Source organism: Streptomyces sp. CB02400, assembly GCF_001905725.1.
Classification (GTDB): domain Bacteria; phylum Actinomycetota; class Actinomycetes; order Streptomycetales; family Streptomycetaceae; genus Streptomyces; species Streptomyces atrovirens.
Window position 1 is genome coordinate 1 of the sequence record NZ_LIWB01000027.1, and the last position, 13,158, is coordinate 13,158.

The window sequence follows — 13,158 nt, forward strand, 5'->3', positions numbered from 1 at the left end:
AACATAGAGGCACCCCCCCCGGCTTCATGTCGCCGGAACAGGCCACCGGCGCGCAGGTCGGTACGCCGAGTGACGTCTTCTCCCTCGGCACGGTCCTCGCCCACGCCGCCACCGGTGTGGAGCCCTTCGGCAGAGGCACCCCGGTCGCTCTGCTCTACCGGGTCGTCGGCGAGGAACCGGACCTGTCGGCCGTTCCCGACGAACTGCGCGGCACCATCGCCCTGTGTCTCGCGAAGGACCCGGCGCGCCGGCCTTCGGCAGCCGCGCTGGTCGCTCTGTTCACGGGCGGTGAGCTCCCGACCGAGCCGGTCCCGGCGGCCGTGCCCACGGTCGCGTACACCCGCGGCATGGATGCCGCCGATGCCGCGGAACCGGCGGCTCCCGTGAGGGCGGAAGCCCGGCCGGCTCACACCGACGCTCCGCTGGAGCTCATCGACGGCGGCGAGGACCGCTTCCGGGGCATACGTTTCCGGCGCCTGTTCCAGGGGCTCCTGCAAGTGGCGGCGCTGGGGGCGATACCCCTGGGCGTGGCCGTCGTGCAGGGCGTGGACGTGATCGCCAACTGGGCTGCCGTCCTGGCCTTGTACCTGACCTTCGCGGTACCCACCGCCGCTTATTACTGGGCGGCCTGCCGCCCCTTCCGGGAGGTCTCCGAACTGGGCGTCGGCCACGAGGGAGTCACCCTTCGACGCGGTCACGACATCGCCGAGCTGCCCTGGCGCGAGTTCGAACGCGTCCTGGTGTCGGTCGGCTCGGCGCCGTACTCCGTCACTCTCTTCTGCCGCTTCCGCGACCCCGGCGAGATCGACGTCACCGGTCTTCCGGCCAAGACGGTCTCCGTGCGTCCGCCGCTGGCGACCTTCACCCTCCTGGCCCTGAACCGGGCCGAACGCAACGCCTCCTGCTCCGAAGTCCACCAGGCACTGGGCGCTTTCGCCCCGCCCGGCGTCTACCAACCGCACCCCAAGGTCCTCAAGCGGACCGCCCTGCACGGTTCCACCCGTTGACCTCCAGGCGACCCGCCGGGCGGGCCCCGTCTAAACGGCCCGCTAAACGGCCCGCATCTCCCACAGCAGCAGCTCCGCCGCCGGGCTCACGGCGACCGCCTCGACGTCCTTCGCGTCCGTGAGGCGGGCCGCGTCGCCCGGGGCCAGGGTCTCGCCGTCCAGGGTCACCTCACCGCGCACCACGTGGACGTAGGCGTACGCCCCATCAGGTACGGCCGTCCGCTCCCCCGCCGTCAGCCGGCGTACGTGGAGCATCGCGCCCGCCTCCGGGAGGGCGTACGGGGTGGAGTCCGCTATGCCGGGGACGACCTCGTAGCGCGGGTCGCCCCCGGGCTCCAGCGGCGCCAGCCACATCTGGAGGAAGGTGAGGGGGCGGTCGCCCGCGTTGCGTTCCACGTGGCGGACGCCCGACGCGGCGCTCAGACGCTGTACGTCGCCGGGGCGGATCACCGTCTCCCGGCCCGTGGAGTCGCGGTGGGTCAGCTCGCCCTCCACCACCCACGTCACGATCTCGGTGTGGCTGTGCGGATGCTCGTCGAAGCCGGCGCCGGGGGCGAGGTGCTCCTCGTTGCAGGCGATCACCGCGCCGAAGCGCAGGTTGTCCGGGTCGTAACGGGGGCCGATTGCGTCGAGGTTGCCGACGCCTGCCCCACCGGCTCCGTCTCCGTCCGCGACAGCAAGAACCCGTCCGGGCCGGTCGTCACCGTCGGCGCCGGCGTCTGGCAGGCCTTCGTCGACGGTCTGCGGTAGCCGAGCGCACGCAGAAGCAGGCCTTCTTGAACTGAAGCTCCCAGGTCGACCGGCAGCACGGGTGGCAGGTTCCGGTCAATCACCAGTGATCGAATCCAGGAGCGAGGCACAGCTTCACCACAAGTAACCCACTGGATCTGCACCCCTCTTTCGCCAATCTTCCCAAGTTGCTTCTCGGCCAGGTACTGATCGGGATCTTGTGGCGTGATCTTGGTGCGTGCCTACAGTTACCCGCTGTGCCTGACGGAGTAAGTCGTTCCGTCAGCGCGCGGTCACAGGGCAGATGAGGAGCGCCATAGTCGCAGGGGAAAGGGCCTCGCCGTGCTACAAACGCGGTCGCCAAGGCGTGCGGCGTTGGCTGCTGAGGGGTGGTCTCCTTCCTTCGTCCGGGGCTTCTCCGTCTGCCTCCGTCATCGACGAAGGATGCCTCAGTGTCTTTAAGTCGCCCTCACAGATCATCTGACGACCCGCCCGGCAGATCTCCACGACGTACTCGCGGCGGCTCCCGGCAAACGTCCCGTGTCCGACGGTTGTCCTCCGCCTCCGTTCCCCTCGTACCGCTGGCGGTCGTCGGCGCAGTGCTCGCAGGGCTGATCGGGCCTGAACCCCCGTCCGTCGACCGTCGAACCGACATCGGCAGTGTCGTCGACAGTTACGACGGATTCGACGCCGAGGCCGCCGAACAGCTCCGTCAGGATCAGTGCCTGATGGCCGACGCTCTACGGGTGGGCGGGCCGACGATGGGCACGGTCGCACAGGCAGGGCTGAACCTGGCCCCTGAACAGTTACGTGCCACCGCCAACCGCGAGTACTGGACCGACACCCCTCTGGCCACTGCCTTCCAGCAGGACAGGGACGCCATCGACCAGAACCTCGGAGTACTTGACGCACGTCTGGACGCCTGGCAGGTCCCGTTGGACGGACTGCCGGTGCCGAGCGGGTTCAAGTCGAGCGCCGACTTCTACTGGCCGCCCGGCGTGCCCAGCAGCACCGGTGAGGATTTCTTCGGCCAGGTCGGCTACTCGAAGTGGCTCGGGGAGCAGTACTGGAAGAACGAGGGCCTCTTGTACGAGGACCCGACTCCCGGGGCCGACGAGGAGACCGTTCAGGCGGTCAAGGAGCTCGGTGACCCCCTGTACTCGGAGGCCGATCCGTCCCTGCCGAGCGATCAGTGGCAGCAGGCATACGCCGAAGAGCAGGCGTACGACGACCTGACCGACGGCTTCCACGGGATGAGCGCGGACGACGCCCGTCTCTTCCTCTCCACCGGAGGCTTCCCGCGTATCGCGCCCGAGCCCGGCAGCCTCGCGTTCCGGCTCGCCGTCGAGGACCTGAAGACACGGTTCGCGGCGTGCGCCTGGCGCAACCCGATCGACCCCAGCCGTGTTCTGGGCCAGGAGGTGGCCACCGCATCGGCGGAGTGGCAACAGGAGATCGATTCCCAAGCCACCCAGCGCAACCAGATCGTCAACGCCAACCGTGACGCCACGAAGGCCCTCGCCACCGGCGCCAAGGCGCTCGGGGAGATGCTGGGCCAGTCCTGGACCGCCGACCACCTGGCTCGCTGGCAGGACTACTGGTCGCCCGGCGGTGTCGGCTGGATCGGCAACAGCCCGGTGGTCATCCACGTCCACGCCGCGTCCGACAAGTGCTTTGAGATCGCGAGCAACTCGCATGCCGACAGCGCTTGGATGCAGATATACACCTGCGACGGCGACGCAAACCAGAAGTGGCGGATCGAGGGCAATGCCCTGGTGAATGTCAACTCCGGCAAGTGCCTGGGCGTGAAGCGCGACGGAACATCCAACAGCAGCCGCGTCAAGCAGTGGACGTGTAGGCAGGACCGCGCCCAGGAGTGGGAGTACACCTCCCACGGTACCACCCAGCTCCGGAACAAGGGCACCGGCGAGTGCCTGGACCTGGACAGCATCGCCAACTTCGGGACCGGCTGGCTGTCGACCTGTAACGGCACGGACCAGCAGAAGTTCGACATTGTGCCGTCCGGGCACAACGGCACGGACGATCTCGACTACCCGACACAGACCCAGTTCGCCCAGGCGACCAAGGGCATCACTGCTGCCCGCACCGAAGCGGCAAAGCAACTGAGTCTCATCAGGCGGCAGGCTCAGATCGCGGGTATGGCGGCAGCCGACTCCGACGAGTACATGGAGGACGCCTACGCCATCGCCGACAGCCTCGGCGCACCCCGAGGCCGAGCCCTGCTCATGGGGCAACAGAAGGCACAGGTCACCAAGGCATCCGCCGCCGCGCTGAAGGCGATGATCGCGGCCGGCGAGACCGCGTACGCTGCCACCCGCGCCTCCGCCGGCGACAGCGCGACCATCGCCGCCCGCGCGGTGACGCAGGCCGCCGGGACGCGGGCCGCGTTCCGCACCGCAGCCGCCCAGGCGGCCAAGGAGCAGGCGAAGGCGTCGGCCGAAGCAGCCGCCGTCCAGGCGGGCAGGGCCAAGGCCGCCCGAGACACCGCCAAGACCAAGCTCACCGAGACGAAGAATGCCGAGGCCGACGCCAAGGCCGCAGCGGCAACCGCGCACGCCAAGCGGCTCGCCGCCGAGAAGGAGGAGAAGACAGCCAAGGCGGAGAAGGAGACCTCCGCGCAAAAACAGGCCGAGGCCGCCCAGCACAAGGCCGACGCCCAGGAGTACGCGGCCCAGGCCAAGGACGCCAAGGACCTCGCGGAGACCGCCGAAACCACCGCCACCGAGAAACGCAAGGGTGCGAAGGCGGCCCGGGACAAGGCCAAGGCCCTGCGTGACGACGCCTGGGACGCTCAGCAGAAGGCTGACGCCGCCCGTGCCAAGGCCGACGCCAAGGAGGCGTACGCCCAGGCTTCCGAGGCCGACGCCAACGCGCAGGAAGCCCGGAAAGCGGCCGACGAAGCCGATGCCGCCGCCGACAAGGCGGAGACGGCGGCGACCGCCGCACGCTCCGAGGCGGACAAGGCGACCAAGGCCGCGGCCGACGCCGACGCGGCGGCCACCCGAGCCGAGGCCGCCGCCAAACGGGCCCGAGCCAACGCCGACGACGCCGAAGCGGCCAAGCTGAAGGCGGACGCCGCGGTGAAGACGGCGACGAGCACGGCCGCGGATGCCATTGACGCGTCCAAGGCCGCCGCAACGGCCGCCCGTTCGGCAGTCGCGCTCGCCGACGAAGCCGAAAAGGAGGCCGCCGACGCCAAGAAACAGGCGGACGCGGCCAAGGCCGAGGCTGCCACCGCACTCACCGGCTCCAACAAAGCCGCCGGCCATGCCTACACCACCTCGCAGGCAGCGGTGGACGCCGGGAACGCGGCCGCACGGGTCGCGGCTCCGGCGAACGACGCCATCCAGCTAGGCTCGCCCTACGTCACCAGCGACTCGGCCGCCGGACTCGCCGTGCTGACCGGCCAGTCGTCGAAGACGATCGCCGAACAGCAGCAGGCCGTCGCCGAGGCACACGCGGCCAACGCGCAGAAGGCGGCAGCCCAGGCGGAGAGCGTCGCGAACGCGGCGAGCGGCGACGCGAAGGCTGCCTACACACTGGCCGCCGACGCCCTCGGGTACGCGGCCGACGCCCGCGCCTCCGCCAAGGAGGGCCTCGGTTACGCCGCCGAAGCCGCCTCGTACGCGTCCCAGGCGGCACAGTCACTCACCCGCACCATCGCCCACAACACCCAGGCCACGAAGGACGCGGCAGCGGCCGACAGCGCCGCAGGCCGCGCCGAGGGCCACGCCGAGGACGCCCGCGACTCGGCGGACGAAGCCGCCCTGGACGCCGATGCCGCCCGCACCGCGGCAACCGAGGCGGAAGAGGCCGCCAAGGACGCCCGAGACGCCGCCGATCAGGCCGCCATCGAAGCCGCAGCAGCGGAAGAGGCCGCCAAGGACGCCCAGGAATACGCCGAATCGGCCCAGCAAGCGGCCGACCAGGCCGAGAAGGAGGCGAACGCAGAACAGATCGAGACGGGAACCGTCGTCGACGCGTCCGGTGCGCCCATCGGCAACATGTTCTATGTCGTCGACCACGTCGAGAAGGTCGGCGATCCCCAGGTCGTCAGGAAGACCGACGGCTGCGACGGGTGGATCGACAAGCTCTTCTACGACGGCGACTGCACGATCACTTCGAAGATCCGGTTCAAAGCGGTCCTCGACTTGTACCTGTGCACCGCACAGGATCTGAATCCGTCACAGTCCACCTGCCCTTCCGGCGCGACTGTCTACCTCGGCGAGTACCCGACCACGGAACTGTCCACCGAGGTCACGCACACCATCACGATCGCCGAGTACCAGGAGGACATCGACCCGGTCGACATCCTCTTCGGCAGCTGGATCAAGTGCGCCCAGAAGATCGCCCCGGGTGGTGCAGACGGAAGCTGGGGCGGATGCGCCTGGGCAGCCGTGGATGTCGCGGCCCTGTTCGCGGGCAAGATCCTCAGGCCCATCGCGGACGCCGTCAAGGCGGTCGACGCCGCCGCGAGAACCGGCATCGGCTTCACTGACGCGTACAACACCTTGCGTGCGCTCGGGTTGGCCGAAGACGTCGTCCTGCGGATCGGGGTCAAGGGGCTCGACGGACTCGTCAAGACCTGCACCAGGGTGGACCGCGCATCCCTGACTGCGCAAGCGGCCACAAGTGTTGGCGGATGTCCCACAGGTTTGGTCGCCTACAACAGCGACGAGCTGAGCCGCATGGCGTACACGTTCAGACAGGCTTCCGGATACTACGGGGCCGATCACAACGTCGCCGTCGCGAAAGTACCGGGGTGGAACGATCCCAAGACCGGTGACCTCGTCGTCGGTAACAGCAAATTCGCCGGCCACTCCGAAACGGAGATCCTGGATAAATTGAAGGCCAAGGGATTTGATCCCAAGCAGATCACCGCTCTGTACACTGAGCGGCAGCCCTGCCCAGACTGCGCCAGTGAGTTGGTCGGCGCCCTCAAGGCTGGCACACCAGTGACGTGGTCGGTTCCCTACCAGCCTGCCTTCGCAAGTGCGGCAAAGCAGCTGCTGGCAAAGTACATCAGACAGGCCGGTGGAGGGCGAACGGCGCGCTCCCTGATGAGTGACCAGCCCTCGGAGGAGTGAGAGGTACATGGCCGAGTACGAGTTCGACCTTCCTCCGAAAGCCCCACCTGAAGTCATCGCCGAGCGCGAAGAACTGGCCGATGAGGTCTGCCGGGAACTGGCTCGGGCCGGGCTTCCCGTTCACCGAGGGGACCTCAGTGACAAACCGCACAGCAAGCCTGGTGCGGACGTGCACATCGAGTCTTTTGAAGACGGCGGGGTGTACGTGGACTGGGGCACCGCTGATGAACTCAGGGAAGCCGCTCTCGAACTGTTCGCGAAAGGCATTGACTACGCGGACCCGCCCCCGGTCGTCCTCCACCACAAGAACGTCCACGACTGTATGCGTGATGCTCTTGTGAGAATCCTGGCGTCCGCGGGGTTTCAGGTCGAAGAAGCGGATGGTTTCACACACGGAACTGCGGTCCATGTAAAGGGGCTACGGCCCTGATCCGACCGTTCGCAGGCCCCGCCGAAGCCGAGCTGTACCGGCTTCGGCGGGGCCTGCCGCGTCACCTCGCCGCCATCTCCCACACCAGTAGCTCCGCGTCCGACGCCCCCGCCACCGCGTCCACCCCCCGCGCGTTCGTGATGCGGGCCGCGTCGCCCACGCCCAGCAGTTCACCCTCCAGTTCCACCTCACCCCGCACCACATGGACGTACACGTACGCGGCGTCGGGGACGGCGGTCCGCTCCCCCGCCGTCAGCCGGCGTACGTGGAGCATCGCGCCCGCCTCCGGGAGGGCGTACGGGGTGGAGTCCGCTATGCCGGGGACGACCTCGTAGCGCGGGTCGCCCCCGGGCTCCAGCGGCGCCAGCCACATCTGGAGGAAGGTGAGGGGGCGGTCGCCCGCGTTGCGTTCCACGTGGCGGACGCCCGACGCGGCGCTCAGACGCTGTACGTCGCCGGGGCGGATCACCGTCTCCCGGCCCGTGGAGTCCCGGTGGGTCAGCTCGCCCTCCACCACCCACGTCACGATCTCGGTGTGGCTGTGCGGATGCTCGTCGAAGCCGGCGCCGGGGGCGAGGTGCTCCTCGTTGCAGGCGATCACCGCGCCGAAGCGCAGGTTGTCCGGGTCGTAACGGGGGCCGAAGGAGAAGGCGTGCCACGTCTCGATCCCGGCCGCCGGATCGCCGCCCTGGTAGCGCTCGTGTGCGCGCCGTACGTCCATCACACGGTCCACCGTAGACCCGGCGACACGCGCGGCCGTACCGATAAGGCAGTCTTGTCCCCGTGCCCGAACCCGAAACCAGCACCAACGAAGCCGCCGCACGCCCCGCCCATCCGCATGCCGCGACGCTGAAGCGGCTGGAGAGGTCGTCCGGCAGTCTCGCCGCGCAGGCGATCGCGCGGATGGACGAGACGCTGTCCTGGTACCGGGCCATGCCCCCGGAGAACCGATCCTGGATCGGCCTGGTCGCGCAGGCGGGCATCGCCGCGTTCACCGAGTGGTTCCGGCGCCCCGACGCCCCGCAGGCCATCTCCACCGATGTGTTCGGCACCGCGCCGCGCGAGCTGACCCGGGCGATCACGCTGCGGCAGACCGTGGAGATGGTGCGCACCACCATCGAGGTCATGGAGTCCGCCATCGACGAGGTGGCGGCGCCCGGCGACGAGAGCGTGCTGCGCGAGGCGCTGCTCGTGTACGCCCGGGAGATCGCCTTCGCCACCGCCCAGGTGTACGCGCAGGCCGCCGAGGCACGGGGTGCCTGGGACGCGCGGCTGGAGTCGCTGGTGGTGAACGCGGTGCTCAGCGGTGAGGCGGACGAGGGGGCCGTGTCGCGGGCCGCCGCACTGGGGTGGAACTCGCCCGATCATGTGTGCGTGGTGCTGGGCACCGCGCCGGACGGGGACTCCGAGCTGACCGTGGAGGCCATCCGGCGGGCCGCCCGGCACGCCAAGCTCCAGGTGCTGACCGGGGTGCTCGGCGACCGGCTCGTGGTGATCGCGGGCGGCAGCGACAATCCGCTGGCCGTCGCCAAGTCGCTGATCGGGCCGTACGCGGCGGGGCCGGTCGTCGCCGGTCCGGTGGTTCCCGACCTGCTGGCCGCGACCCGGTCCGCGCAGGCCGCCGCGGCGGGGCTCAAGGCGTGTTCCGCCTGGCAGGACGCCCCGCGCCCGGTACTGGCGGACGATCTGCTGCCGGAGCGGGCGATCGCCTCGGACCCCTCCGCCCGCGAGCAGTTGGTGGAGGAGATCTACAGACCGCTGGAGGAGGCCGGGGCCGCGCTGCTGGAGACGCTCAGTGTCTATCTGGAGCAGGCGAGCAGTCTCGAAGGCGCGGCGCGGATGCTGTTCGTTCACCCCAACACCGTTCGTTACCGGCTCCGACGTGTGACTGACGTCACCGGATGGTCACCCTCCGATGTACGCTCTGCGTTCACGCTGCGGATCGCGCTGATCCTGGGGCGCCTGGCCGATGGCGATCTCCATCCCTAGCCTTTTGTCGGGGCCCCACAAAACCGCCTCCTGTTCTTCGTCCTTGTCCCCACGGGCGGCCGTGGCCGCCCCCAAGAGAGAGTGTGAGAGTGCTCGTACTCGTCGCTCCCGGCCAGGGTGCCCAGACTCCCGGCTTTCTGACTGAATGGCTCGACCTCCCCGGTGCCGGGGAGCGCGTCGCCGCGTGGTCCGACGCCATCGGACTCGACCTCGCCCACTACGGCACGAAGGCCCACGCGGACGCGATCCGCGACACGGCCGTCGCCCAGCCGCTGCTGGTCGCGGCCGGGCTGCTGTCCGCCTCCGCGCTCGGAGACGTGGCACCCGGTGCCGTCGCCGGTCACAGCGTCGGTGAGATCACCGCCGCCGCCTTCGCGGGCGTGCTCGACGACGCCGCCGCGCTCTCCCTGGTCCGCGAGCGGGGTCTGGCCATGGCCGACGCCGCCGCGATCGCCGAGACCGGCATGGCGGCGCTGCTCGGCGGCGACCCCGAGGTGACCGTGGCGCACCTGGAGAAGCTGGGTCTGACCCCGGCGAACGTCAACGGCGCGGGCCAGATCGTCGCGGCCGGCACCAAGGAGCAGCTCGCCGCGCTGGAGGCGGACAAGCCCGAGGGCGTGCGCAAGGTCGTCACGCTCAAGGTGGCCGGCGCCTTCCACACCCACCACATGGGTCCCGCCGTGGACACGCTGGCGAAGGCCGCCGAGGCCCTGACGCCGGGCGACCCGAAGGTCACCTACGTGTCGAACAAGGACGGCAGGACGGTCGCGACCGGCGCCGAGGTGCTTCAGCGCCTGGTCGGCCAGGTCGCCAACCCGGTCCGCTGGGACCTGTGCATGGAGACCTTCAAGGAGCTCGGCGTCACCGCCCTCCTGGAGGTCTGTCCCGGCGGCACGCTGACCGGCCTCGCCAAGCGCGCCCTGCCCGGTGTGAAGACGCTGGCCCTGAAGACCCCCGCCGACCTCGACGCGGCCCGCGAGCTCGTCGCCGAGCACGCCTGACGCCCTTTAAGGAGCCGACCCGCATGGCGAAGATCAAGCCCAGCAAGGGCGCCCCGTACGCGCGCATCCTCGGCGTGGGCGGCTACCGGCCCACCCGGGTCGTGCCGAACGAGGTGATCCTGGAGACGATCGACTCGTCCGACGAGTGGATCCGCTCGCGCTCCGGCATCGAGACCCGGCACTGGGCGTCCGACGAGGAGACCGTCGCCGCGATGTCCGTCGAGGCGTCCGGCAAGGCGATCGCGGACGCCGGGATCGACGCCTCGCGGATCGGCGCCGTCGTCGTCTCGACCGTCTCGCACTTCAGCCAGACCCCGGCCGTCGCGACCGAGATCGCCCACAAGCTGGGCACGGACAAGGCCGCCGCCTTCGACATCTCGGCCGGCTGCGCGGGCTTCGGCTACGGGCTGACGCTGGCCAAGGGCATGGTGGTGGAAGGTTCCGCCGAGTACGTGCTCGTCATCGGTGTGGAGCGGCTGAGCGACCTGACCGACCTGGAGGACCGGGCCACGGCCTTCCTGTTCGGTGACGGCGCGGGCGCGGTGGTCGTCGGCCCCTCCCGGGAGCCCGCGATCGGCCCGACCGTGTGGGGCTCGGAGGGCGACAAGTCCGAGACCATCAAGCAGACCGTGCCGTGGACGGACTACCGCGACGGGACCGTCGAGAAGTTCCCGGCGATCACGCAGGAAGGCCAGGCGGTGTTCCGCTGGGCCGTGTTCGAGATGGCGAAGGTCGCTCAGCAGGCGCTGGACGCGGCCGGGATCACCGCGGACGAACTGGACGTCTTCATCCCGCACCAGGCCAATGTGCGGATCATCGACTCGATGGTGAAGACCCTGAAACTGCCGGAGCACGTCACGGTCGCCCGTGACATCCGCACCACCGGCAACACCTCGGCCGCCTCGATCCCGCTCGCGATGGAGCGGCTCCTGGCGACCGGCGAGGCGAAGAGCGGCGACACCGCGCTCGTCATCGGCTTCGGGGCGGGTCTCGTCTACGCCGCTACGGTCGTTACTCTCCCCTAGGCACTCCGTGCCGGACCGTGCGTCCGGTACGCGAGGAACCACCACCCCATCCTCTGGAATCACAACGAAGGAGCGCCACCATGGCCGCCACTCAGGAAGAGATCGTCGCCGGTCTCGCGGAGATCGTGAACGAGATCGCCGGCATCCCGGTTGAGGACGTCCAGCTGGACAAGTCCTTCACCGACGACCTGGACGTCGACTCGCTGTCCATGGTCGAGGTCGTCGTCGCCGCCGAAGAGCGCTTCGACGTCAAGATCCCGGACGACGACGTCAAGAACCTCAAGACGGTCGGCGACGCGACCGAGTACATCCTCAAGCACCAGGACCTGGGCAAGTAGGTCCTAGCCCTGCCGGGCCTTCCCCACGGGAGGCCCGGAGGCCGGGGCACCCCGGCCCCGCCACCCGGCGGTGGCGCCGTACGAATCCTCGTAATCCGTTGGAGAAAGAATTCCGATGAGCCCGACCAATCGCACCGTGGTCGTCACCGGTATCGGCGCAACCACACCGCTGGGTGGCGACGCAGCCTCGACCTGGGAGGGACTGGTCGCCGGACGTTCCGGCGTCAAGGCCCTCACGGAGGAGTGGGCCGCCGAGCAGGCGGTCCGTATCGCGGCCCGGGTGGCCGTGGAGCCCACCGAGGTCATCCCCCGGCCGCAGGCCCGCCGCCTGGACCGTTCGGCGCAGTTCGCGCTGATCGCGGCCAAGGAGGCGTGGGCCGACGCCGGCTTCGAAGCCAAGGCCGGTGAGGACCCGAGCGTCGACCCGGACCGGCTGGGCGCGGTCATCGCCTCCGGCATCGGCGGTGTGACGACCCTGCTGGACCAGCACGACGTGCTGAAGGAGAAGGGCGTACGCCGTGTCTCCCCGCACACCGTCCCCATGCTGATGCCGAACGGCCCGTCCGCGAACGTGGGTCTCGCGGTGGGCGCCCGCGCCGGTGTGCACACCCCGGTCTCCGCGTGCGCGTCGGGTGCCGAGGCCATCGGCTACGCCATCGAGATGATCCGCACCGGTCGTGCCGACGTCGTCGTCGCGGGCGGCACGGAGGCGGCGATCCACCCGCTGCCGATCGCCGCGTTCGGCAACATGATGGCGATGTCCAAGAACAACGACGACCCCGAGGGCGCGTCGCGCCCCTACGACGTCGCCCGTGACGGCTTCGTCATGGGTGAGGGCGCGGGTGTCGTCGTGCTGGAGTCCGCCGAGCACGCCGCCGCGCGTGGTGCCCGCGTGTACGCGGAGGCGGTCGGGCAGGGCATCTCGGCCGACGCGCACGACATCGTGCAGCCGGAGCCGGAGGGGCGGGGCATCTCGCACGCCCTGCAGAACCTGCTGGAGCGGACGGATCTGGATCCGGCGGAGATCGTGCACGTCAACGCGCACGCGACCTCTACGCCGGCCGGTGACATCGCGGAGCTGAAGGCGCTGCGGAAGGTGTTCGGGGACCACGCGGACCACTTCGCGGTCTCCGCGACGAAGTCGATGACGGGGCATCTGCTGGGTGGGGCGGGTGGGGTGGAGTCCGTGGCCACCGTGCTCGCGCTGTACCACCGGGTGGCTCCGCCGACGATCAATGTCGAGAACCTTGATCCTGAGGCCGAGGCGGCGGCGGATGTCGTCCGTGGTGAGGCGCGGAAGTTGCCCGTGGACGGGCGGATCGCCGCGTTGAACGACTCGTTCGGGTTCGGTGGGCACAACGTGGTGCTGGCGTTCCGGTCCGTGTGACCGGGGCTGTCTGGAGGGCCTTCACCCTTGGCGGGGTGGGGGCCCTTTGCCGTGCGGTGCTGTGGGGGTGTGCCGGGGGGTTCTTCGCCCCCGCCGCCCTCACCCTTCCCGTCCCTAAGGGGCTTCGCCCCTTTGACCCCATGG

11 protein-coding genes are annotated in these 13,158 nt (G+C 69.9%); 9 read left to right on the top strand and 2 right to left on the bottom strand.

Annotation, left to right across the window (positions count from 1 at the left end):
• The first annotated feature begins 26 nt into the window (after positions 1-26).
• A complete protein-coding gene (locus AMK33_RS37655) occupies positions 27-1,007 on the top strand; it encodes a hypothetical protein (RefSeq protein ID WP_073937745.1) in 981 nt (326 codons plus the stop codon).
• A 42-nt stretch (positions 1,008-1,049) separates the two neighbouring features.
• Here AMK33_RS37655 and AMK33_RS37660 read toward each other — a convergent pair whose 3' ends face one another.
• On the bottom strand, positions 1,050-1,631 hold the full coding sequence (locus AMK33_RS37660) for a pirin family protein (RefSeq protein ID WP_107425344.1): 582 nt from the start codon (positions 1,629-1,631) through the stop codon (positions 1,050-1,052).
• On the opposite strand from AMK33_RS37660, the gene AMK33_RS43395 reads away from it, so the two are divergent.
• From AMK33_RS43395 to AMK33_RS37675, 3 genes are all read left to right on the top strand, one after another.
• Positions 1,536-1,757, top strand: coding sequence for a DUF397 domain-containing protein (locus tag AMK33_RS43395; protein ID WP_107425345.1), 222 nt, complete (start codon positions 1,536-1,538; stop codon positions 1,755-1,757). The two genes, AMK33_RS37660 and AMK33_RS43395, sit on opposite strands and share 96 nt — an antisense overlap.
• A 578-nt stretch (positions 1,758-2,335) precedes the next feature.
• Positions 2,336-6,844, top strand: coding sequence for a nucleic acid/nucleotide deaminase domain-containing protein (locus AMK33_RS37670; protein WP_235618318.1), 4,509 nt, complete (start codon positions 2,336-2,338; stop codon positions 6,842-6,844).
• 7 nt (positions 6,845-6,851) lie between these two features.
• Entirely contained in the window at positions 6,852-7,274 is a 423-nt protein-coding gene (locus tag AMK33_RS37675; protein ID WP_073937753.1) for a hypothetical protein, read from the top strand.
• Between the two features lie 61 nt (positions 7,275-7,335).
• Here AMK33_RS37675 and AMK33_RS37680 read toward each other — a convergent pair whose 3' ends face one another.
• Entirely contained in the window at positions 7,336-7,995 is a 660-nt protein-coding gene (locus AMK33_RS37680) for a pirin family protein (RefSeq protein ID WP_107425346.1), read from the bottom strand.
• A gap of 62 nt (positions 7,996-8,057) precedes the next feature.
• On the opposite strand from AMK33_RS37680, the gene fasR reads away from it, so the two are divergent.
• The 5 genes from fasR (at position 8,058) to fabF (ending at position 13,014) form a co-directional block, all read left to right on the top strand.
• Positions 8,058-9,263 (top strand): fatty acid biosynthesis transcriptional regulator FasR, encoded by a 1,206-nt coding sequence (gene fasR, locus AMK33_RS37685; RefSeq protein ID WP_073937758.1) that lies wholly within the window; start codon positions 8,058-8,060, stop codon positions 9,261-9,263.
• 89 nt (positions 9,264-9,352) lie between these two features.
• A complete protein-coding gene (locus AMK33_RS37690) occupies positions 9,353-10,264 on the top strand; it encodes an ACP S-malonyltransferase (protein ID WP_073937761.1) in 912 nt (303 codons plus the stop codon).
• A 23-nt stretch (positions 10,265-10,287) separates the two neighbouring features.
• On the top strand, positions 10,288-11,289 hold the full coding sequence (locus tag AMK33_RS37695) for a ketoacyl-ACP synthase III (RefSeq protein ID WP_073937764.1): 1,002 nt from the start codon (positions 10,288-10,290) through the stop codon (positions 11,287-11,289).
• An 80-nt stretch (positions 11,290-11,369) separates the two neighbouring features.
• Positions 11,370-11,627: an acyl carrier protein gene (locus tag AMK33_RS37700; RefSeq protein ID WP_073937767.1), complete on the top strand. Its 258-nt coding sequence runs from the start codon at positions 11,370-11,372 to the stop codon at positions 11,625-11,627.
• Positions 11,628-11,742: 115 nt separating this feature from the next.
• Positions 11,743-13,014, top strand: a complete 1,272-nt coding sequence (fabF, locus tag AMK33_RS37705; RefSeq protein WP_073937770.1) for a beta-ketoacyl-ACP synthase II — start codon at positions 11,743-11,745, stop codon at positions 13,012-13,014.
• Positions 13,015-13,158: the final 144 nt, after the last annotated feature.